We start from the raw sequence: 22,263 nt of genomic DNA, 5'->3' as shown, positions 1-22,263 counted from the left end.
CGGGTCTCGCCCCGGCGGGCGAGGTACTTGTTCTTTGCTTCGAGGCAAAAGAAAGTGAGTCGCCCGCCGGGGCGAAATCCCGGCCTCCGCCCCGAACTCAGGCATGCACTCAGGCATGAAACCCAATCAGCACCCAAGCTTCGACAGGCTTCCCCGAACGGGTGACGAGACTGTTTGCTATCAAAAAATAGCTGCTACCGCTTTATCCAAAAGCGCCAGAGCCGGAAATCAATCAATCAATCAATCAATCAATCAATCCACTAGCCGGCCAAGTGCCCGCAACACATTCTCCGCCGTCGCCGGCGCCGTCAACACCACCTGCGCCGCAGCATCCACCCCCCCGCGCCCCGCCGCCACCGCATTGCGCAACGCCTCATACACACTGATCGCCAGCATGAACGGCGGCTCGCCCACGGCCTTGCTGCCGCCCACGTTGTCCTCGCGGTTGGCCTCGGGCCACAAGTCCACCTTGAAATGCGCCGGAATGTCGCCCGTGGCCGGAATCTTGTAGGTGCTGGGCGCGTGGGTGGCTAGGTAGCCTTTGTCGTTCCACACCAGCTGCTCGGTGGTGAGCCAGCCCATGCCCTGCACAAAGCCGCCTTCGATCTGGCCGATGTCGATGGCGGGGTTGATGCTGTGGCCCACGTCGTGCAGGATGTCCACGGCCAGCACGCGGTTCTCGCCCGTGAGGGTGTCAATCACCACTTCGGTGCACGCTGCGCCGTAGCTGAAGTAGTAGAACGGCCGCCCGGTGAGCGTGGCCTTGTCGTAATGGATCTTGGGCGTGCGATAAAACCCGTCGCTCCACAGCTGGATGCGGTTGGCATAGGCATCTTTCACTACGGCATCGAAGTTGCGCACCGTCTTGGGCGAGATGACCTGCCCGTCCGCAAAGCGGATGGCGCCTGCGCCGCAGCCATCGAGCCCGCAGACGAATGCGGCCAGGTTGTCGCGCACATGGCGTGCCGCGTATTGGGCGGCGCGGCCGTTGAGGTCGGTGCCGCTGCTGGCCGCCGTGGCGCTGGCATTGGGCACCTTGCCGGTGTCGCTGGCGGTGACCAGCACGCGGGCGAGCGGCACGCCTAGCTCGTCGGCCACGATCTGCGCCACCTTGGTGTGCAGGCCTTGCCCCATTTCGGTGCCGCCGTGGTTTACCTGCACGCTGCCATCGGTGTAAACATGCACCAGCGCACCCGCCTGGTTGAACAGCGTGGCCGTGAAGCTGATGCCGAACTTGACCGGTGTGATGGCCAGGCCACGCTTGAGCACCGGGCTTTGCGCGTTCCAGGCGGCGATGTCGGCCTGCCGCTGGCGGTAGCGCGATGTTTGCTCCAGTTGCGGCAGCAGCGCGTGCAGGATGTTGTCCTCCACCGTCATCTGGTAATGGGTGACGTTGCGGCCCTCGCTGGCGTCCTTGCCATACAGGTTGGCCAGGCGCACGTCCTGCGCATCCAGCCCCAGCGTGCGGGCAATGTCGCCCAAAATGGCCTCGATCACGATCACGCCCTGCGGGCCGCCAAAGCCGCGAAACGCCGTGTGGCTTTGCGTGTTCGTCTTGCAGCGGTACGAGGCGATTTCTACGTCGCTCAGGTAATAGGCGTTGTCGGCGTGGAACACGGCGCGGTCGGCCACGGGGCCTGACAGGTCGGCGCTGAAGCCGCAGTTGGCGGCCATCTGCAGTTTGAGGCCCGTGATGCGGCCCGTGTCGTCAAAGCCCACGTCGTACTCGTAGGCAAACGGGTGGCGCTTGCCGGTGACCATGAAGTCTTCGTCCCGGTCCAGCCGCAGCTTGACCGGGCGGCCGAATTTGTGGGCCGCCACGGCCGCCCACACGGCCAGGTGCCCGGCCTGCGTTTCTTTGCCGCCAAAGCCGCCACCCATGCGACGGCACTCCACGCGCACGGCGTGGTTGTCGATGCCCAGAGCGTGCGCCACCCAGTGCTGCACTTCGCCGGGGTGCTGCGTGCTCGAATGGATCGACCACTGCTTTTGCTCTTGCGGGATGGCATAGGCAATCTGGCCTTCAAGGTAGAAATGCTCCTGCCCGCCCACTTCGAAGGCGCCTTGCAGACGGTGCGGCGCTTGCGCAAGGCCCGTGGCCGCGTCGCCCCGGCGCACGAACACCGGCGGCAGCACATAGCTTTCGGCCTGCAGCGCCGCCTGCACCGAAAGTACAGCGGGCAGGGGCGTGATGTCGAGCTGCACGGCGCGCGCCGCACGGCGGGCCTGCATGACCGAATCGGCCACCACCAGGCCGATCACCTGGCCCATGTGCTGCACGGTGTCCACTGCAAACACTGGTTCGTCGTGCGCAAAGGCGGCCAGCAGCTTGTCGCCCGGCACGTCGGCCGCCAGCACCACGCCGCGCACGCCGCTCAATGCCAGCGCGGCACGCGCATCCACGCCGTTCAGGCGGCCATGGGCCACCGTCGAGAGGATGGGCGCTGCATACAGCGTGCCCTTCACCTCGGGCAGGTCGTCGATGTAATGGGCGGCGCCCGCCACCTGGGCGCGTGCGCTTTCGTGGATGTGTGACTGGCCCATGGCGGGGCCGGTGGAGGATGGCGGCACCTGGGGAAACAGCGTGTGGGGGGTGTTCATGCCACGGACTCCAGGTCAAGATCTTCAAGGCTTGCGGCCTGCTGGCCCTGGCTCTCCAGCCAGTAGCGCTGCAGCAGGTTGCCCAGCACCGCGCTGCGGTAGGCGCCGCTGGCGCGCATGTCCGAGATGGGGCTGAGCTCGGCCTGCAGTGCCAGCGCGGCGCGCTGCACGGTGACCTCGGTCCAGGGCTGGCCCTGCAGGGCGGCCTCGGCCTGCCGCGCGCGCGCCGGGGTGGCGGCCACGCCGCCCGCGCCAATGCGGGCGCGCTGCACCACGCCGCCTGCGATGTCCAGGTTCAGCGCCAGGCACACGGCCGAGATGTCGTCGTCAAAGCGTTTGGATACCTTGTAGACGGCCAGCCTTTCGGTGTCCGCAGGGCGCGGCACGAGGATGTGCACCAGCAGCTCGTCGGGGGCCATCGCGTTCTGGCGGTAGCCGGTGTAGAGGTCTTCCAGCGCGAGTGTGCGCTCACCGCGCGTGCTGGCCAGCACTACCTGGGCGCGCAGGGCGATCAGCAGCGGCATCGAGTCGCCAATCGGCGAGCCGTTGGCCACGTTGCCGCCCAGCGTGCCCGCGTTGCGCACAGGCAGGCCGGCAAAGCGGGTGGCAAAGCGGTGCAGCTGCGGCCACTGCGCGGTGAGTGCGGCAAAGGCATCGGTCAGCGTGACCGCCGCGCCGATGTGGATGTGCTGCGGCGTGGTGTCTACCGTGCGCAGCGCGGCCACGCGCGTCACATCCAGAATCTGTGCATATTGCTTGTGCAGCTTGGTGATCCACAGCCCCACATCGGTGCAGCCAGCCACCACCTGGGCGTGCGGGTGCGCGGCCCGGGCGGCCAGCAGGGCGGGCAGTGTGGTCGGTGAAATATATGAAAAATTGGCCTCTAGCCCTTTGCTGGTAAGCGCAAGTAGCTCTAATTTTTGTAGCAACTGGGGTTCGTTCACCGCTACGGCGGGCAGTGTGGCCATGTGCTGCGCGGCGTCCAGAATGGGGCGGTAGCCGGTGCAGCGGCACAGGTTGCCCGAGAGTTCTTCCTGCGCCAGTGCGCGGGTGACGGGCTGGCCCTGGCAAACGTGGTTTTGATACATCCCAAAGAGACTCATCACAAAGCCGGGAGTGCAAAAGCCGCACTGGGAGCCGTGGCACTGCACCATGGCTTCCTGCGCAGGATGCAAACCTACTGCGCGAACGGGGGGCGTCGTTGCGCCGGAAAGGGTAGCGGGCCCCTTTGCTTCCCGCTCGTCGTAATCCTCATGGACCTGCATGCCCATTCCGGTTCCTGCGCTCCGTACGCCTAGCCCGCCGTCCGCTCGCGTCGGTTTGTGGGGCAAGGCAACCGGCTGGATCAGCGGGTCTTCCGTCAGGTCCTCCACCGTCCACAGTGCCATGCCATCGATCGAATGCGCCAGCCGGATGCAGCTGTTCACCGCGCTGTAGTGCACCTTGCCATCGCGCGCCTCGCCCAGCACCACGGTGCAGGCGCCGCAGTCGCCCTCGCCGCAGCCCTCCTTGGTGCCGGTGCAGCCCAGGTCCTCGCGCAGCACCTGCAGCAGCGTGCGGTCGGGTGGTACATTGCCCAGCGCCACCGGCTGGCCACGGCGCAAAAATTGCAAGGGTCTGGTTGTCATATGAAAAATGCCACTTTGATGCGTGGAGATCGTAAACACGTTGTGGGAAAGCGGAGCACCAGAGCGCACCCGGCACTGGCGCAAGCTTATGCCGCCCCGGCCAGTGTCGCAATTTCCACGCCAGATGCGGGGGTCGCCGTGGCATGGGCAAACGCCCTGTGCCGTGGTGGCTTTGCTGCTAAAAGGATAGCTGCTTACGCTTATGGAACAAGCGCAGGAACCTGTTTTGAATCCAATCGACATTCGTGAAAACTGAGAGACAATCGCCCGCATGAGTTCCACCCCTAACTTCCGCCAGCCAGGCCCGTCGGGCATGTCCGGCGCCATGCCGCCCCGGCTGCAGCTGGTGGGCATTACCAAGCGCTACCCGGCGGTGGTGGCCAACAGCGATGTGGCGCTGACGGTGCAGCCCGGCGAGATCCATGCCGTGCTGGGCGAAAACGGCGCGGGCAAATCCACGCTGATGAAAATCATCTACGGCTCGGTCAAGCCCGACGAAGGCGGCGTGCACTTCAACGGCCAGGCGGTGCAGGTGCGCAACCCGCAAGAGGCGCGCGCGTTGGGTATTGCCATGGTGTTCCAGCATTTCAGCCTGTTCGACACCCTCACGGTGGCCGAAAACGTGTGGCTGGGCCTGGACAAGCGCATCACACTGTCCGAGGTCACGCAGCGCATTACGGCCAAGGCGTCTGAATACGGGCTGGACATCGACCCCCTGCGTCCGGTGCACACACTGAGTGTGGGTGAGATGCAGCGCGTCGAAATCATCCGCGCACTGCTCACCAACCCCAAGCTGCTCATCCTGGACGAGCCCACCTCGGTGCTCACGCCCCAGGCGGTCGAAAAACTGTTTGTGGTGCTGCGCAAGCTGGCGTCCGAGGGCTGCAGCATCCTCTATATCAGCCACAAGCTGCACGAGATCCGGGCGCTGTGCACGGCCTGCACGGTGTTGCGTGGTGGCAAGGTCACCGGCGTGTGCAACCCGGCTGAAGAATCCAATGCGTCCCTGTCGCGGCTGATGATCGGCGCCGAGCCGCCCGCGCTGGAGCACCGCTCCGTGCAAACCGGCGCCACCGTGCTGAGCGTTCAGGGCCTGTCGCTGCCGCGCGCCGACCAGTTCGGGGTGGATTTGATCGACCTTCAGTTCGAGGTGAAGGCGGGTGAGGTAGTGGGCATTGCCGGGGTCTCGGGCAACGGGCAAAAAGAGCTGCTCTACGCACTGTCGGGCGAAGACCAGCGGGCCGGGCCGGCCAGCATCCAGGTGGCGGGCCAGAACGCGGGGCGCATGGGCCCGGGCCAGCGCCGTGCGCTGGGCCTGCACTTTGTGCCGGAAGAGCGGCTGGGGCGCGGCGCCGTGCCCACCATGGGCCTGGCGCACAACCTGCTGCTCACGCGCACCAATGCCGTCAATGGCAGTGGCTGGATCCAGGTGGGGGCACTGCAAAAGCATGCCCAGTCCATCATCGAGCGCTTTCACGTGAAGGCGGGTGGCCCCAATTCGGCGGCCAAGTCGCTGTCGGGTGGCAACCTGCAAAAGTTCATCGTGGGACGCGAGATCGATGCCAACCCCACGTTGCTCATCGTCTCGCAGCCCACCTGGGGCGTGGACGTGGGTGCGGCCGCGCAGATTCGCGGCGAGATATTGGCCTTGCGCGACGCTGGCTGCGCCGTGCTGGTCGTGAGCGAGGAGCTGGACGAATTGTTTGAAATCTGTGACCGCCTGCATGTGGTGGCCAAGGGGCATCTGTCGCCTTCGGTGCCCCGTGCCGAAGCCACGGTGGAGCGCATTGGCGAGTGGATGAGTGGCCTGTGGCATGCCGACGTGCAGGCGCACCTGGCCCGCAACCGCGAGCAGCTTGCCGCGCTGACCCAGGGGGTGCCGCATGTTCCGACTTGAACCCCGACCGCAGGTTTCGCGCTGGTGGAGCTATGGCTCTCCGCTGCTGGCCCTGGCCGTCACGGTGCTGATTGGTGTGGCCTTGTTTGCCGCGCTGGGCAAAGACCCGGTGCGCGGGCTGCAGGTGTTCTTCTGGGAGCCGGTGCGCTCGGCCTACGCTGTGGGTGAGCTCATGGTCAAGGCCACGCCGCTGCTGCTGATTGCGCTGGGGCTGGCGGTGTGCTTTCGCTCCAACGTCTGGAACATCGGCGCGGAGGGGCAGTTTGTCATTGGTGCCGTGGTGGCCGGTGGTGTGGCGCTGCTGGCCGACAAGACCACGGGCCCTTGGATCGTTCCCGCCATCTTGCTGGCCGGTGTGCTGGGCGGCATGGCCTGGGCGGGGCTGACGGCGCTGCTGCGCGACAAGTTCAACGCCAACGAAATCCTGGTCAGCCTGATGCTGGTTTATGTGGCCACGCTGGTGCTGGGTTACCTGGTCTATGGGCCCTGGAAAGACCCCATGGGCTACAACTTTCCGCAAACCAAGACTTTTGAGAAGGTCACGCAGATTCCGCGCCTCATGCAGGGCTCGCGGGTGAGCATTGGCCTGCTGCTGGCGCTGGCGGCCGCTGGTGCGCTGTGGGTGTTCTTGTTTCGCACGCGTGCCGGCTTTGCCCAGCAGGTGGGCGGGCTGGCGCCCGCAGCAGCGCGTTACGCAGGCTTTTCGTCGCGTCGGGCGCTGTGGACGGCGCTGCTGGTCTCGGGCGGTGCGGCAGGCCTGGCGGGCGCGCTGGAGGTGGCTGGCCCCCTGGGCCAGCTCACGCCCTATGTGCCGGCGGGCTACGGCTTCGCGGCCATCATCGTGGCCTTTGTGGGGCGCCTGCACCCGGTGGGCATGGTGTTTTCGGCCATTCTCATGAGCATGTTCTATATCGGCGGAGAGCTGGCGCAGTCGCGCATGGGCTTGCCCAAGTCGCTGACCGGCGTGTTCCAGGGCCTGCTGCTGTTCACGCTGCTGGCCTGCGACACGCTGATCGCCTACCGCGTGCGATGGGTGGGTGCCCGCAAGGAGGTGCGTTGATGGAATCGTATGCATTGCTGATCGGCGCCACGCTGAGCGCGGGCACCGTGCTGGCACTGGCGGCGCTGGGACTGCTCATCAACGAGAAGGCCGGCATCGTCAACCTGGGGGCCGAGGGCATGATGCTGTGCGCCGCCATCGCTGGCTTTGCCACCGTGGTGCACACCGGCAACACCTGGCTGGGCTTTGCCGCGGGCATGGCAGCGGGGGCGTTGCTGGCGGCCATCTTTGGCGTGCTGGTGATTTGGCTCAACACCAACCAATACGCCACTGGGCTGGCGCTCAGCCTGTTTGGTGTGGGTTTTTCGGCGTTTGCGGGCATCAGCTATGTGCAGGCCAAGCTGCCCGAGTTGCCCAAGTACGCGGTTCCCGTGCTGGGCGATGTGCCGCTGCTCGGGCCCGCGCTGTTCCAACAGCACCCCTTGGTCTACCTCACCATGCTGCTGGTGGCGGGGCTGATCTGGTTCCTGTACCGTTCGCGTGCGGGCCTGGTGCTGCGTTCGGTGGGTGAGTCGCCCGAGTCGGCCCATGCGCTGGGCTACCCCGTGCGCCGCATCCGGCTGGCGGCCGTGATGGCGGGTGGCGCCCTGTGCGGCCTGGCGGGCGCCTACATCTCCACCGTGTATACGCCGCTGTGGGTGGAGGGCATGGTGGCCGGGCGCGGCTGGATCGCGCTGGCGCTGACCACCTTTGCCACCTGGCGCCCGGCACGCGTATTGCTAGGTGCTTACCTGTTTGGTGGCGTGACCATGCTCCAGTTCCATTTGCAGGCCACCGGCGTGCAGGTGGCCAGCCAGTTGCTGAGCATGCTGCCTTACGTGGCCACCATCGTGGTGCTGGCGCTGATTTCACGCAATCCGGCGTGGATTCGGGTGAACATGCCGGCATCGCTGGGTAAACCGTTCTATCCTGGCTCCTGAAATTTTGCTTACATTGTTCCAACCCCTTTCTCATTCATAAGGAACCTACATGACTGATCTCCAGAAACGCTCCCTGCTCAAGGTCGCCGCGCTGTCTGCCGTGGCTGCTGCCGCGCTCGTGGGCTGTGGCAAGAAGGAAGAGCCGGCACCGGCCCCAGCGCCCGCGCCTGCCCCCGTCACCGAAGCACCCGCACCCAAGCCCGAGCCTCTGAAGATTGCATTTGCCTACGTGGGCCCCGTGGGCGACGGTGGCTGGTCTTATGCGCACGACAACGGTCGCAAGGCCCTCGAAAAGGAATTCGGCGACAAGATCGAGACGAGCTTTGTCGAAAGCGTGCCCGAATCGGCCGATGCCGAGCGCGTGCTGCGCGACATGGCGGGCCAGGGCAACAAGCTGATTTTTGGCACCACCTTCGGCTACATGGAATCCATGCTCAAGGTGGCGGCCGACAACCCCGGCATCAAGTTTGAGCACGCCACCGGCTACAAGACGGCCGAGAACATGCGCACCTACGACAGTCGCACCTACGAAGGCGCCTACATGGCTGGCGTGATCGCAGGCGCCATGACCAAGACCAACACCTTGGGCGTGGTGGGCTCGGTGCCGATTCCTGAAGTGATCCGCAACATCAACAGCTTCACGTTGGGTGCGCAGTCGGTCAATCCCAAGATCAAGACCAAGGTGGTGTGGGTGAACGAATGGTTCAGCCCACCCAAGGAAACCGAAGCCGCCACCAGCCTGATCAACGGCGGCGCTGACGTGCTGTTCCAGAACACCGACTCGCCTGCCGTGCTCAAGACCGCTCAAGAGAAGGGCAAGCGTGCCTTCGGCTGGGACAGCGACATGACCGCCTACGGCCCCAAGGCCCACCTGGCATCGGCCGTGATCAACTGGGGCCCTTACTACGTGAAGGCGACCAAGGATGCACTGGAAGGCACCTGGGCCACGGGCCAGAACTGGTGGGGCGTGAAGGAAGGCGCCATCGACATCGTCTCCATGGCTGACGACGTGCCAGCGGAAACCAAGGCCAAGGTCGAGTCCATCAAGGCAGGCCTGAAAGACGGCAGCTTCGCCATCTGGAAGGGCCCCATCGTGGGCCAGGACGGCAAACCCGTGCTGGAAAAAGACGTGGTGGCCGACGACAAGTTCCTGGGGGGCATCAACTTCTACGTCAAGGGCGTGGAAGGCAAGATCCCCGGTGGCGACAAAAAGTAAGCGCTGCGCTGGCTGACCGTCTCACCCTGGCCGCCTTCGGGCGGCCTTTTTTTGGCTGGCAGTGGCTTGCCGGTGCGGGCGCGCCGTTTGCATACTGCGCCGGGCACGGCATCATGTGCCTTGCGCCGCATCCCTTGTCCCGCGGCATCACTTTGGGAGTCTGCTGATGTTTAAAGTGCCCCCTGTTTCCGCACGGCGACTGCAAGAGTTGCTGCGCGCCATGCCCAAGGCCGAACTGCATATCCACATTGAAGGCTCGCTCGAACCCGAGCTGATCTTTGCCCTGGCGCAGCGCAACGATGTTCCGCTGCCCTATGCCAGCGTAGAGGCCCTGCGGCAGGCCTATGCCTTTACCAACCTGCAGAGCTTTCTGGACATCTACTACGCCGGGGCCAGCGTTTTGCTGCATGAGCAGGATTTTTACGATATGGCCCGCGCCTACCTTGCGCGAGCTGCTATGGATAACGTAGCGCATGCAGAGATTTTCTTTGACCCTCAGACCCACACCGCACGCGGCGTGGCGATCGAGACGGTGATCAACGGCCTGCACCGCGCCTGTGAGGACGCGCGCTCCGAGCTGGGCATCAGTTCCACACTGATCCTGTGCTTCTTGCGCCACCTCAGCGAGGCCTCGGCCTTTGAAACGCTGGAGCAGGCGCAGCCCCTCTTGGACAAGATCGTGGGCGTGGGCCTCGATAGCAGTGAGCTGGGGCATCCGCCAGAGAAATTTGCACGCGTCTTTGCCCGCTGCCGTGAGCTGGGCCTGCACCTGGTGGCCCATGCGGGCGAAGAGGGGCCGCCGGCCTATATCTGGAGCGCCCTCGATGTGCTCAAGGTCGAGCGCATCGACCACGGCGTGCAGGCTGTGCACGATGCGGCCCTGATGCAGCGCCTGGCGCAAGACCGCATCCCGCTCACGGTGTGCCCGCTGTCGAACCAGAAGCTGTGCGTGTTTCCCGACCTGAAGAACCACAACCTGCGCCAGTTGCTCGACGCCGGCCTGTGCGCTACCGTCAACTCCGACGATCCGGCCTACTTTGGCGGCTATATCAACGAGAACTTTACCCAGGTGTTTGCCGCAACAGCCATGACGGCCCGGCACGCCTACCAGCTGGCGTTCAACAGTTTCGAGGCCAGCTTTGCGAGCAATGCCGACAAGCGTGTGTGGGAGCACCGCCTGAAGGAAACCTTCGAGCGCTTCGTCGAGCACGACTGACCACGCGACGGACCAGGCGCCCCGCCGTCGCCGCGAATCCCCGGCGCGGGTGCGGTGCGGGTGCGGCCTCAGCCAGCGGCAAGGGCCGCGCGCAGCCTGGCCGCATGGTCGTGCAGCACCTCGGCCGATGGGTCTTTGCGCGGCCACGACAGCGCAATGCCATCCTGCGCATGGCGCGGCACCACATGCATGTGAAAGTGAAACACGGTCTGGTCGCCCTCGCGGCCATTGGCCTGCAGCAGCGTCAGCCCCGGCGGGTTGAACACCGCCATCACCGCACGGGCGACATGCTGGGCCGTCTGCATGACGGCGGCTGCCTCTTCGGGGGTGATGTCCAGCAAAGTGGCCGCGTGGCGTTTGGTGGCCACCAGCACATGGCCTGGGTTGACCTGGCCCAGGTCCATGAAGGCGATGGTCAGTGCATCCTCATACACCCGGGCGGACGGAATTTCGCCCGCCACCAGGCGGCAAAAGATGCACTGGCCAGGAGGGGATGTGTCGACAAACATGGGCATCGCGGGGCTCCTCTAGGTGATGGTGCAAGGGGTTGCTGTGTGGTCATTGCCATGTGCGGCAGGCGGCCTCGCTGAAACGGCGCCGGCGCGCACAGGCCAGTCCGCATTTTGCCGCCCCGGGCCGCAGCCTGGAGCACCGCCGCAGTGGACGGAATCCCGGTGCACCAGGTGGGCGGCGGACGTGGGCGTGACATTGCCACCGCCGAGGGCGCTGTCACGGGGGCTGTCGTGGGCTCACGGATGGATGAGCAGGGGGGGGGTGATGCAGGATGTGCAGCGTTGCGCCAACGCACCAGACCAGTCGCAGCCCGATCGCTGCCGCCGACATGTCGCTGGGCTTGACCGCAGGCTGTGCGCGGACTCCCGGCTTGGCGGGCCCGCAGGGTGCCTTCGGCGCCACTGGCGCAACGGACAAAAACGGCAGCACCACGGTGAATGTTCCGGCGCGGTAAGGGCGTTGGGGCTGGCCTGCGGTGATGGGGCCCGCCTGATAAAATGCTTTGCAAAGACCGCTGTCCCGGCGGTCTTTTGCTTTTTCAGTCTCCGGGACCATGTAGAGGAACACCATGTACAAAAACCTCGCTGCCGCGCTCGCGGCCGCCTGTTTTTTCGCCCCCGTTTTTGCCCAGACCCCCGCCACGACCAAGGCGCATGCCGCGCCCGTCAAGGCGGGCTTCGTTTATGTCTCGCCCATCACCGAAGCGGGCTGGACGCGCCAGCACGACGAGGGCCGCAAGGCCGTCGAGGCGGCCCTGGGCAGCCAGGTCCAGACCACCTTCGTCGAGAACGTGCCCGAGGGGGCCGATGCCGAGCGCGTGATTCGCGACCTGGCGGCCACGGGCCACCAGATCATCTTTACGCCCAGCTTTGGCTACATGGAGCCCACGCTCAAGGTGGCGCAGGACTACCCGAACGTCAAGTTTGAGTCCATCACGGGTTACAAGACCGCCCCCAATGTGGCCTCTGCCAATGCGCGTTATTACGAGGGCCGTTACCTCGCGGGCATCGCGGCGGGCCGCATGAGCCAGACCGGCGTGGCGGGCTATGTGGCCGGCTTTCCCATCCCCGAGGTGCTGCAGGGCATCAACGCCTTCGCGCTGGGCATGCGCTCGGTGAATCCGCAGGCCACGGTCAAGGTGGTGTGGCTCAACGTCTGGTTCGATCCGCCCAAAGAGCGCGACGCCGCCATGGCGCTGTTCAACCAGGACGTGGACGTGATCGCGTTCCATACCGGCTCCACCGCAGTGATGGCGGCGGCGCAAGAGCGCGGCAAGCTGGCCGTGGCCTACCACTCGGACATGCGCCGCACCGGGCCCGATGCGCAGATCGTGGCGGTCACCCACCAATGGGGCAGCTACTACACCGAGCGCGTGCGCGCGGTGCAAAACGGCAGCTGGAAAAGCGGCAGTGTGTGGGGCGGCGTGCGCGAGGGCATGATTCGCGTGGGCGACTTTGGCAGCCGTGTACCTTCTGCCGTGCAAAAAGAGGTGCTGGCCGCGCAAAAGGCGGTGGGCGCCGGCAGGCTGCACCCGTTTCGTGCGGGCAAGGCCGCTGTGCGCGACAACGCAGGGCAGGAGGTCATCCCAGCCGGGCAAACCCTTTCGGACCTGCAGATTTTGCAGATGAACTGGCTCGCCGAAGGGGTGCAGGGCAAGCTGCCCCGCTGATACGCATTGGCGGGGCCGGGCGCGGCAGCGCTTGCTACCGCTAAGCTAGCGGCCATGCCTGTATTTCGCTCCGCCCTTTTGCGCTTTGCCGACGACGGCATGGCCCTGTTCGACCCCGATGGCCTGCTGGCCGTGGGCCCCGATGCACAAGGGCGCCAGCGGGTGCTGGCAGCGGGGGCCTGGTCTGACCTGGCCCCCCGCTTTGGCAGCGGACCCGTCGAGCACCTGCCGGGCCGCATCATTGCCCCCGGGTTTGTGGACATGCACATCCACTTTCCGCAGACCGATGTGATTGGCTCGCCAGCCGATGGCCTGCTGCCCTGGCTGGAGAACTACACCTTTCCCCATGAAAAACGCTTTGTAGCGCCCGACTATAGTGCGCAAGTAGCTCAGTTTTTCATAGCAGAGCTGCTGCGCAATGGCGTGACCACGGCACTGGCGTTTGCCACATCGCACCCCGCGTCGGCTGAGGCGCTGTTCGCGGAGGCGCAGCACCACCAGATGCGCCTGATCACCGGCAAGGTGCTACAAGACCGCCACTCGCCTGATGGCGTGCGCGACGACACCGAGCAGAGCCTGATCGACACCGAGGCCCTCATCCAGCGCTGGCACGGCGTGGACCGCCTGGGCTATGCCATCACACCGCGTTTTGCGCCCACCAGCACGCCAGAGCAGCTGCGTGGCGCCGGGGAGCTGGCGGCGCGCTACCCCGGTGTGTGGATCCAGTCGCATGTGGCCGAAAACCTCGATGAAATTCGCTGGGCGCACGAGCTGTTCCCAGCATCGCGCAGCTACCTGTCGGTGTACGACGACTTTGGCCTGCTGCGCGAGCGCGCCGTGTATGCCCATTGCATCCATCTGGACGAACACGACCGCGCTCTGATGCGCGACACCGGGGCGGTGGCGGCTGTCAGCCCCACCAGCAACCTGTTTCTGGGCAGCGGCTTTTTCGACTATGCCGAGGCCGATCGCGTGGGAATGGGCTACGGTCTGGCCAGCGACGTGGGCGGCGGCACCAGCTTCAGCCCGTTTCACACCATGCTGGCAGCGTATTACGTGGGCAGGGAGGGGCAGGCAAAGCGCGGCCTGAGCCTTTCGCCCCAGCACCTGTGGTGGCAACACACCGCGGGTGCGGCCAGGGCGTTGGGGCTGGCGGGCGTGGTGGGCAATCTGCAGCCCGGGTGCGAGGCCGACTTCATCGTCCTCAACCCCCAGGCCACGCCGCTGCTGGCGCGCCGCACGGCCCAGGCGGGCAGCATCGATGAGCTGCTGTTTGCCATGATCGTGCTGGGCGACGACCGGCTGGTAGAAAAAACAGTCATTTCTCAAGCAAAATACGGCTCTTGCGCTTGATGGTCAAGCGCTGATAGCTATCAAAAACGTAGTACTGGCCAGGAGCACTCCACCATGAGTATCAAAAGCGACAAATGGATCCGCCGCATGGCGGCCGAGCACGGCATGATCGAGCCCTTCGAGCCTGGCCAGGTGCGTGAGGTCGAAGGGCGAAAAATCATCAGCTACGGTACCAGCAGTTATGGCTACGACATCCGCTGTGCGCCCGAATTCAAGGTGTTCACCAATATCCACAGCACGGTGGTGGACCCCAAGAACTTCGACGAAAAAAGCTTTGTTGATTTTCACGGCGACAGCTGCATCATTCCGCCCAACAGCTTCGCGCTGGCGCGCACGATGGAATACTTTCGCATCCCGCGCAACGTGCTCACCATCTGCCTGGGAAAGAGCACCTATGCGCGCTGCGGCATCATCGTCAACGTCACGCCGTTTGAGCCCGAGTGGGAGGGTTATGTGACGCTGGAGTTCTCCAACACCACGCCGCTGCCCGCGCGCATCTACGCGGGTGAGGGCTGCGCCCAGGTGCTGTTTTTCGAGAGCGACAAGGACGACGTCTGCGAAGTCTCCTACAAAGACCGGGGCGGCAAATACCAGGGCCAGGTGGGCGTGACGCTGCCCAAGGCCTGAGCGGCGCCCGCACGCGGTGGCTTCAGACGGCGGTGTCGGGAGCCTCCGGCGCATTGGCGTGAGCTGTCAAACCACTGACACAGAAGCTTCATAGATTGGACCCTTTTATCCATCTGGAGGTTCCATGAAGAAATCAGCGATTGCACTGGCGGTTAGCGTAGCCTTGTCCGGGCTTTTGGCAGCGTGTGGCGGTAGCGACGACGGCCCGGCGGAGGTTCCCTCGGTCAGCAATCCAGGCAAGTTCTTCAACCGCACGGCCACGTTTGCGGTGTGCTCGCAGGTGGGCGCCTCGTGCGAAGACAGCACGCCCACGGCGGCAGAAATCGTCGCTGCCAGCGAAGACGGCATGACCCTGGTCTACACCAACAGCCTCAAGGGTGAGGTCGGTTTTGTGGACATCGTCGATCCCGCCGCGCCGAAGGCCCTGGGTCGCCTGGCCATGGGCGGCGAGCCCACCTCGGTCACCGTGCTGGGCGCTCATGCGCTGGTGGCGGTGAATACCTCGCAGAATTTCATCAACGCCTCGGGCAAGCTGGTGGTGGTGGACATCGCCAAGCGCAGTGTGGTTACCGAGATTCAGCTGGGCGGCCAGCCCGATTCGGTGGCGCGCAGCAAGGACGGCAAGTATGTGGCCGTGGTCATCGAGAACGAGCGCGACGAGAGCCTGGGCAATGGCGCACCGCCCCAGGCGCCTTCGGGCTACCTGACCATCGTGGACTCGGTGGGCGCGCCCGCCACCTGGAAAACCCGGGTTGTGGAACTCAAGGGCCTGGCGACGCTGTTCCCCGAAGATGCCGAGCCTGAGTATGTTTCCATCAACGACGACAACGTGGCCGTGGTCACGCTGCAAGAGAACAACCACATTGCGCTGGTCGATCTGCCCACGGGCAAGGTCACCAAGCATTTCAGCGCCGGCGCAGTCACGCTCAGCCAGGTCGATTTGACCGATGCGCCGCGCCCCAACATCGTCAGCCTCACGCAAACCCAGGCCAATCGCCTGCGCGAGCCCGATGGCGTGACCTGGTTCTCCAAGACCCAGTTCGCCACCGCCAACGAAGGCGATCTGAGCGGCGGCAGCCGGGGCTTCACCATTTTCAACAGCGATGGCACGGTGGGCTACGACGCCGGCAACACCCTTGAGCACTTGGTCGCACGCATCGGCCACACCAACGACAAGCGCTCGGACGCCAAGGGCAACGAGCCCGAGAACGTGGCCTTTGGCCGTTTTGATGGCACCGATTACCTGTTTGTCGCATCCGAGCGCTCCAGCGTGCTGGCCGTATACGACATGGGCCAGAAAAACCAGCCCGTGTTCAAGCAAGTGCTGCCCGCAGCGCTGGCGCCCGAAGGCGTGCTGGCCATCCCCTCGCGCAACCTGCTGATCGCGGCCAGCGAGAACGATGACCGCGCCACCAGCTCCACCTTGCGCTCGGCACTCAACATCTACCAGTACCAGAGCGCACCCGCGGCCTACCCGACCATCCAGTCGGTTAACCGTGCCGATGGCACGCCGATTCCCTGGTCGGCGCTGTCGGGTCTGGCCGCTGCGGCCAGCGGCACCGTGGTGTATGGCGTGGATGACAGCTTCTTCCGCGGCAACCGGATTTTCGAGATCGACACCAGCGCCAAGCCCGCCAGCCTCCAGCGCGAGATCCGCATCACCGATCCGAACGGCAAGATTGCCGCTCTGGCCGCCGTGCTGCCCGCCGCCAAGGACGCCAACGCCTTTGATGCCACCGACCTGGCCGCGCTGGTGAACGCCGACGGCAGCGTCAACCTTGACCCTGAAGGCATTTCGCTGGCCTCGGCTGGCGGCTTCTGGATTGCCTCCGAAGGCAACGGCACGGTGGGCGAGGCCGCCCGCCCGGTGCTGTCGGCCAACCTGGTGTTCAAGCTCTCGGCCATCGGCGTGGTCGAAGAAGTCATCCAGCTGCCTGCCGACGTGAACGCCAAGCAGCAGCGCTTTGGCTTTGAGGGCATTGCCGAGTCCAATGGCAAGTTGGTGGTGGCCTTCCAGCGCGCGTGGGCGGGCGAGACCCAGCCGCGCATCGGCGTGTACGACCTGGCCGCCAAGACCTGGCAGTTCATGTTCTATCCGCTGGACGCCGTTACTTCGCCCAACAAGGGCTGGGTGGGGCTGTCGGACATCACGGCGCTGGGCAACAACCGCTTTGTGGTCATCGAGCGTGACAACCAGGGCGGCCCCGATGCCCGCGTCAAGAAGCTTTACCGCATCGACCTGAGCGGCATGGCCAATGGCGCCACGCTGATCAAGACCCTGGTGCGCGACGTGCTGCCCGACCTGCGCAAGACCAATGGTCTGGTGGTCGAGAAGAGCGAGGGCCTGGCAGTGCTGGCCAATGGCGATGCGCTGCTGGTCAACGACAACGACGGCGTGGACGAGAACAACGGCGAAACCTGGCTGCTCAACCTGGGCAAGCTCAATCTGAACTGATGCACGGCAGCGCGCAGGCCGGGCGCCTGCGCGCACTGCGCTGTGCGCCAGCAGGTGGGTGCTTTCCCGCCTTTCACTTTTTTGCCGTTCTCCACGCTTTCCACGTTTTCGCTGTAGCCGCTTTGATTTGTGCCGCCAAGCGTCGAATACTGCTGGGCTGCCGGCAGATCAATCGGTAAAGCCATCGCGCGCCGCACGGTGCACAACGCCGATGGCACGAATGGCACCACCTGCAGGGCAGCGCGTAAACTGCACAGACTTGCGCCCGCACCGCTGGGCGCGCCAGGAGGTGCATCATGAAATGGGAAGGCAACCGCGAATCGGACAACGTGGAAGACCGCCGCAGCGGGGGCGGCGGGATGCCCGTGTTCGGGGGGCGCAGCATTGGCATTGGCACCATCGTCATCGCCTTGCTGGGTGGCTGGGCGCTGGGTATCAACCCGCTGACCATTTTGAGCCTGCTCAGCGGCGGCGGTGCGCCCACGGCGCAGGTGCAGCAGGGCCCTGCCCAGCGCCCGCCCGCCGATGACACCATGGGGCGCTTTGTCGCGACCGTGCTGGCAGACACCGAGGATGTCTGGCAAAGCATCTTTCGCCAAGGCGGCGGCACCTACCAGGAGCCGCGTCTGGTGCTGTTCCGGGGCGCCACGCCCACGGCGTGTGGCACGGGCCAGGCCGCGATGGGCCCTTTTTATTGCCCGGCCGACCAGAAGGTGTACATCGATCTCGGTTTTTACGAAACGCTCAAGAGCCGCCTGGGGGCGCCGGGCGATTTTGCGCAGGCCTATGTCATTGCCCACGAGGTGGGCCACCATGTGCAGAACCAGCTGGGCATCAGCGCCAAGGTGGACCAGATGCGCGGCCGCGTGAGCCAGGCCGAATACAACGCCCTGTCGGTGCGGCTGGAGTTGCAGGCCGACTGTTTTGCCGGTGTGTGGGCGCACCACGCACACAATGCGCGCCAGATTCTGGAGCAGGGCGACGTGGAAGAGGCCATGAACGCCGCCGCCAAGATCGGCGACGATGCCCTGCAGCAGGCGGGCGGGGGCGCCGTGGTGCCCGAAAGCTTTACGCACGGCAGCAGCGCCCAGCGCCAGCGCTGGTTCAACAACGGGCTGCAAAACGGCAATGTCAAGGGATGTGACACGTTTTCCAGCCGCAATCTTTGATTTTGTGGTGCCGTGTGTGGGCACAGCGGGGGTGTCCTGGGAACCTGCGGTGCGAAAGCGAAATACTGAAAATATGGCGCTGACGCTTATTGATAAAGTGCTGGTAGCTATATAAATAATAGCTATTCACGGGGCGCAACGTCGGCGTTGTGCGCCCGTCGTGCAGGGGCAACGCGCAAAATAACGCTTCTTGAGCCACCGGTGCGACAATAGCGGGCTAAATGACAAGTTCTTTTTCCAATCTATCGCTGGCCGAGCCGCTGGCGCGCGCCGTGGCCGAAATGGGCTACGAGTCCATGACGCCCATCCAGGAGCAGGCCATTCCGGTGGTGCTCACAGGGCAAGACGTCATGGGCGCTGCCCAGACCGGCACCGGCAAGACCGCGGCGTTCTCGCTGCCCCTGCTGCAACGCCTGCTCAAGCACGAGAGCAGTTCCACATCTCCCGCCCGTCACCCCGTGCGCGCCCTGGTGCTGCTGCCCACGCGTGAGCTGGCCGACCAGGTGGCCCAGCAGATTGCGCTGTACGCCAAATACACCAAGCTGCGCAGCACCGTGGTTTTTGGCGGCATGGACATGAAGCCGCAGACCATTGAGCTGAAAAAGGGCGTCGAGGTGCTGGTGGCCACGCCGGGCCGTCTGCTGGACCACATCGAGGCCAAGAACGCGGTGCTCAACCAGGTCGAGTATGTAGTGCTCGACGAGGCCGACCGCATGCTGGACATCGGCTTCTTGCCCGATCTGCAGCGCATCCTTTCGTACCTGCCCAAGCAGCGCACCACGCTCTTGTTCAGCGCCACGTTCTCGCCCGAAATCAAGCGCCTGGCTGGCAGCTACCTGCAAAACCCCATCACCATCGAGGTGGCCCGGCCCAACGAAACGGCCTCGACGGTGGAGCAGCGCTTTTACAGCGCCAACGACGACGACAAGCGCCGCGCCATCCACCAGGTGCTGCGTACGCGCGGCATCAAGCAGGCCTTCATCTTTGTGAACAGCAAGCTCGGTTGTGCACGCCTGGCCCGCAGCCTGGAGCGCGAAGGCCTCAAGACCACCGCGTTGCATGGCGACAAGAGCCAGGACGAGCGGCTGAAGGCACTGGATGCCTTCAAGCAGGGTGAGGTTGATTTGCTGGTGTGCACCGACGTGGCCGCCCGTGGCCTCGACATCAAGGATGTGCCGGCCGTGTTCAATTTCGACGTTCCCTTCAACGCCGAAGATTACGTGCACCGCATTGGCCGCACCGGCCGTGCCGGCGCTTCTGGCCTGGCTGTCACCCTGGTGTCGGGAAGTGATGCCCGCCTGGTGGCCGACATCGAGAAGCTGCTCAAGACCAAGCTCGATATCGAAGCACTTGAATACGACGAAGACCGCCCGAACATCCAGCAGCAGGGGCGCATCAACGACGGGCGCCGCGCCTGGCGTGAGGCCGGTGCATCGGCCGAGCCGCGCAATGATGCCGCGCGCCGTGACGCCGCTCCGCGCGAACGCGAGCGCCGCGAACCGCGCGAGCCACGTGAATACCGGGGCTTCCGTCCCGCCGTGGCTTCGCGCGATCCCTTCTTCGAAAAACCCTACGAATCAAGCACCGCTGATGTGGCGCCCGCCTGGGAGGCTGCGGCCAAGTCGCCCGCCCGCAGTGGCGTGTCGGCCAATATCAAGCCCAAGCGCAAGGTGGCAGCCCTGTTCAAGGCGGTACCGCCAGAGACAGCGGTGGCCGCACAGCCACAGCCAGAAACCTCGGCTCAGTAAGCTGCTGACTTTGCATGCGGCGGCGTTTTTTGAAAACGCCCCCGAATGCAAGCTTCGCGCCCATGGTAGCGCTGCTGGGGCCGCGGTGAATTTGCCGTCGCTTTCAATGAAAAAGGCACTCAGCCCTTATGTGGTAAGCGCGAGGTGCTATCAAATTCAATTGGTGGAATGCGCTTCGTGCAGGTGGGGTTCTTGGGTGCGCCCAGGCGCAATCCGCTCCAGCACGGCAGCGTCCACTTGGCGGAAAGAGAGCAGTTTTCCACCCCGCCGCTCCGCGAAACGGCGGGCCGCGTCGGCCGAGGCGAATGCCGGCAGATTGCCCGCACGCATCGGTCCCCGGGCGGACGAGCCGTCCACGTACACCGCTGTCTCGGCTGCGATCCAGGTCTTGGAGTCCGCATCGGTGACATAGCTCGCCACCAGTTCTTGCGCCGTGCGCCCCTGGCTGTATTTCGCCACGTCGGCCAGGTACTGGAACAGGCTCAGCGGGGAGTCAAAGAAATGTGCATCGCCGTTGGCAAAAATGATCTGGGCTGCCCATTCGGCTGATCGTGCAGGGTACATGCCGCACACCGGGCAGCGTGCATCCGTCGGGATGGCCCGGGGGGCTTCCAGGCGCTGGCCTGAAGCGGGATCGAAGGGCGTGGGCGGCGCCACCACACACACATCATCGGGCAGCGCCTGCCCGGCTGCACGAGGGTCCGCCCCCGGTGCATAGAACTTCCAGGCAACCGCGGACGACGCAAGCGCGCCCACACCCGCTAGGCCTGCGAACAGGGCCCGGCGCCTGTTGGGTGGCTGTCGCAGTGCGTGCATGGCTTACATGCGCGTGTCGTGCAGCGCCGCGCCCGACAGGTCGACCATGTCGGCCGTGATCTCGCCAAAGCGCAGCACTTTGCCACCGTATTCGGCGGCAAATTTCACAGCGTCGGCCTCTTGCGCAAAGCTGGCAATGGTCGGCCCCATGGAGCCGTGGCGCTTGCTGCCCAGCACGTAAATGGCGGTCTTGGCGTCGATCCAGTGGCCCACCGGCTGCTCCCACTTGGCCTTGCCCATGTCCTGCACAAACACCGCCTTGGCCGCGCGCACCTGTTCGCCGGCCAGCAACGTGTTGAACAGTTCGACCGTGTCGCAGAAAAAGCTCGGTTGCGCCTGCCCGGCGTAATGCACTTGTGCCTTGGGGCCGGGGTAGTCGGACAGCAACATGCCGTCGAGCTCGCAGCTGGTGGAGCGGTCGATCTCGACCGGGGCGAGTGTCTGGGCGCTGCCGCCTTGCTCACCGCAGCCGGTCAGGCCGCCCAAGGCGCCCAGGGCAGTCACCGCTGCCAGCCCCCCCAGAATGTGGCGACGGCGGCAGGAACAGGTCATGTTTTTCATTTGAATCTCCAGCGGGCCAGCGCGAGCGGCAGCACAATCCAGGCCACCATGACGCCGCCCATGATGGCGGGACTGCCCAGCGAAGACGGAACGATGCTGGCCAGGCCATAGAGCGTGCGCACTTCGTCGAGCGAAAAAACGTTCAGGATACGGAACACATCGGCCGGGTTGAGCAGCAGCAGCCAGGCAAATGCATCGCCGCCAAAGCTGCCGCCGGTGGCTACCAGCACGCCCAGCAGCAGCAGGTCAAACACCAGCACAAAGAAGAACCACATGGCAATGGCCAGGCCCGAGGCGCGGGTGCGGTCGCGGGCGATCACGGACATCAGCACGGCCATGCTCAAAAATGCCAAGCCCAGCAGCACCGAGCTGATCATGAAGCCAATGTAGTGGTACAGCCCGGACCAACTGACGTGTTGATACAGCAGCACCGCGACCAGGCCAAAACCGACCAGCGTGGACAAGGTCAGCGCCGCCGCCAGGCCCAGGTATTTGCCCAGCAGCAGCTCCAGCCGGGTGATGGGCAGCGACAGCAGCAGGTCGAGCGAGCCGCGCTCGCGCTCGCCCACGATGGCATCAAAACCGAGCAGCAGCGCAATCAGGGGGATCAGGTAAATCACCAGGCTGACCAGGCTGGCAATGGTGAACTCGATGGAGCGAAAGCCCACCGCGCCCTGCTGCGCACCGCCAAAGTAGGCAATGACGAGCGAGAACACGGCAAACACCAGCGCCACGGCCAGCACCCAGCGGTTGCGGATACGGTCGCGGAATTCCTTGCCGGCAACGGTGAAGATTTGTGTCAATTCCATGGACA

At 65.0% G+C, this 22,263-nt stretch carries 17 protein-coding genes; 11 read left to right on the top strand and 6 right to left on the bottom strand.

The window, feature by feature from the left end; all coding sequences use genetic code 11:
• Nucleotides 1-252 precede the first annotated feature (252 nt).
• Nucleotides 253-2,601 (bottom strand): xanthine dehydrogenase molybdopterin binding subunit, encoded by a 2,349-nt coding sequence (gene xdhB, locus B7Y64_RS02635; RefSeq protein WP_291324208.1) that lies wholly within the window; start codon nucleotides 2,599-2,601, stop codon nucleotides 253-255.
• Nucleotides 2,598-4,229 (bottom strand): FAD binding domain-containing protein, encoded by a 1,632-nt coding sequence (locus tag B7Y64_RS02630; protein ID WP_291324209.1) that lies wholly within the window; start codon nucleotides 4,227-4,229, stop codon nucleotides 2,598-2,600. The genes xdhB and B7Y64_RS02630 overlap by 4 nt, the downstream gene beginning before the upstream one ends.
• A 313-nt stretch (nucleotides 4,230-4,542) precedes the next feature.
• Between B7Y64_RS02630 and B7Y64_RS02625 the strand changes: the two genes are divergently transcribed.
• The 5 genes from B7Y64_RS02625 to B7Y64_RS02605 all read left to right on the top strand — a co-directional run bounded on the left by B7Y64_RS02625 (nucleotide 4,543) and on the right by B7Y64_RS02605 (nucleotide 10,538).
• Nucleotides 4,543-6,126, top strand: a complete 1,584-nt coding sequence (locus tag B7Y64_RS02625) for an ABC transporter ATP-binding protein (protein WP_291324213.1) — start codon at nucleotides 4,543-4,545, stop codon at nucleotides 6,124-6,126.
• On the top strand, nucleotides 6,113-7,186 hold the full coding sequence (locus tag B7Y64_RS02620) for an ABC transporter permease (protein WP_291324210.1): 1,074 nt from the start codon (nucleotides 6,113-6,115) through the stop codon (nucleotides 7,184-7,186). Before B7Y64_RS02625 ends, B7Y64_RS02620 begins: the two co-directional genes overlap by 14 nt.
• Nucleotides 7,186-8,106 carry an ABC transporter permease gene (locus B7Y64_RS02615; RefSeq protein WP_114655912.1) on the top strand — a complete coding sequence of 307 codons (921 nt, stop codon included), beginning with the start codon at nucleotides 7,186-7,188 and terminating at the stop codon, nucleotides 8,104-8,106. The genes B7Y64_RS02620 and B7Y64_RS02615 overlap by 1 nt, the downstream gene beginning before the upstream one ends.
• Before the next feature lie 49 nt (nucleotides 8,107-8,155).
• Nucleotides 8,156-9,322, top strand: a complete 1,167-nt coding sequence (locus B7Y64_RS02610) for a BMP family ABC transporter substrate-binding protein (protein ID WP_291324211.1) — start codon at nucleotides 8,156-8,158, stop codon at nucleotides 9,320-9,322.
• A 166-nt stretch (nucleotides 9,323-9,488) separates the two neighbouring features.
• Complete coding sequence (locus tag B7Y64_RS02605; RefSeq protein ID WP_291324212.1) at nucleotides 9,489-10,538, top strand: adenosine deaminase; 1,050 nt, start codon at nucleotides 9,489-9,491, stop codon at nucleotides 10,536-10,538.
• 68 nt (nucleotides 10,539-10,606) lie between these two features.
• Here B7Y64_RS02605 and B7Y64_RS02600 read toward each other — a convergent pair whose 3' ends face one another.
• Nucleotides 10,607-11,053 (bottom strand): HIT family protein, encoded by a 447-nt coding sequence (locus B7Y64_RS02600; protein ID WP_024816031.1) that lies wholly within the window; start codon nucleotides 11,051-11,053, stop codon nucleotides 10,607-10,609.
• A gap of 566 nt (nucleotides 11,054-11,619) precedes the next feature.
• Between B7Y64_RS02600 and B7Y64_RS02595 the strand changes: the two genes are divergently transcribed.
• The 6 genes from B7Y64_RS02595 to B7Y64_RS02570 all read left to right on the top strand — a co-directional run bounded on the left by B7Y64_RS02595 (nucleotide 11,620) and on the right by B7Y64_RS02570 (nucleotide 20,072).
• Nucleotides 11,620-12,720, top strand: coding sequence for a BMP family ABC transporter substrate-binding protein (locus B7Y64_RS02595; protein WP_114655907.1), 1,101 nt, complete (start codon nucleotides 11,620-11,622; stop codon nucleotides 12,718-12,720).
• A gap of 54 nt (nucleotides 12,721-12,774) precedes the next feature.
• On the top strand, nucleotides 12,775-14,073 hold the full coding sequence (gene guaD, locus B7Y64_RS02590) for a guanine deaminase (RefSeq protein ID WP_291328309.1): 1,299 nt from the start codon (nucleotides 12,775-12,777) through the stop codon (nucleotides 14,071-14,073).
• A gap of 54 nt (nucleotides 14,074-14,127) precedes the next feature.
• Nucleotides 14,128-14,700 (top strand): dCTP deaminase, encoded by a 573-nt coding sequence (gene dcd, locus B7Y64_RS02585; protein ID WP_024816027.1) that lies wholly within the window; start codon nucleotides 14,128-14,130, stop codon nucleotides 14,698-14,700.
• Between the two features lie 124 nt (nucleotides 14,701-14,824).
• A complete protein-coding gene (locus B7Y64_RS02580) occupies nucleotides 14,825-17,155 on the top strand; it encodes an esterase-like activity of phytase family protein (RefSeq protein ID WP_291326641.1) in 2,331 nt (776 codons plus the stop codon).
• A gap of 296 nt (nucleotides 17,156-17,451) precedes the next feature.
• Nucleotides 17,452-18,324 (top strand): neutral zinc metallopeptidase, encoded by an 873-nt coding sequence (locus B7Y64_RS02575; RefSeq protein WP_291326643.1) that lies wholly within the window; start codon nucleotides 17,452-17,454, stop codon nucleotides 18,322-18,324.
• Between the two features lie 221 nt (nucleotides 18,325-18,545).
• Nucleotides 18,546-20,072 (top strand): DEAD/DEAH box helicase, encoded by a 1,527-nt coding sequence (locus B7Y64_RS02570; protein ID WP_291328307.1) that lies wholly within the window; start codon nucleotides 18,546-18,548, stop codon nucleotides 20,070-20,072.
• A gap of 156 nt (nucleotides 20,073-20,228) precedes the next feature.
• On the opposite strand, the gene B7Y64_RS02565 is transcribed toward B7Y64_RS02570, so the two are convergent.
• Genes B7Y64_RS02565 through B7Y64_RS02555 form a run of 3 tightly spaced genes read right to left on the bottom strand, consistent with a single transcriptional unit; the run spans nucleotide 20,229 to nucleotide 22,258 of the window.
• Entirely contained in the window at nucleotides 20,229-20,888 is a 660-nt protein-coding gene (locus B7Y64_RS02565) for a nitrous oxide reductase accessory protein NosL (protein WP_291326982.1), read from the bottom strand.
• 3 nt (nucleotides 20,889-20,891) lie between these two features.
• Nucleotides 20,892-21,440 (bottom strand): nitrous oxide reductase accessory protein NosL, encoded by a 549-nt coding sequence (locus tag B7Y64_RS02560; protein ID WP_024816023.1) that lies wholly within the window; start codon nucleotides 21,438-21,440, stop codon nucleotides 20,892-20,894.
• A gap of 5 nt (nucleotides 21,441-21,445) precedes the next feature.
• Nucleotides 21,446-22,258 carry an ABC transporter permease subunit gene (locus B7Y64_RS02555; protein ID WP_024816022.1) on the bottom strand — a complete coding sequence of 271 codons (813 nt, stop codon included), beginning with the start codon at nucleotides 22,256-22,258 and terminating at the stop codon, nucleotides 21,446-21,448.
• Between the last annotated feature and the right edge of the window lie 5 nt (nucleotides 22,259-22,263).

Origin of the sequence: Acidovorax sp. 35-64-16, assembly GCF_002281195.1 — a bacterium.
Taxonomy (GTDB): Bacteria; Pseudomonadota; Gammaproteobacteria; order Burkholderiales; family Burkholderiaceae_C; genus Acidovorax; species Acidovorax defluvii.
Note: the sequence above shows the minus strand (reverse complement) of the source record. Positions and strands in the feature narration are given on the sequence as shown.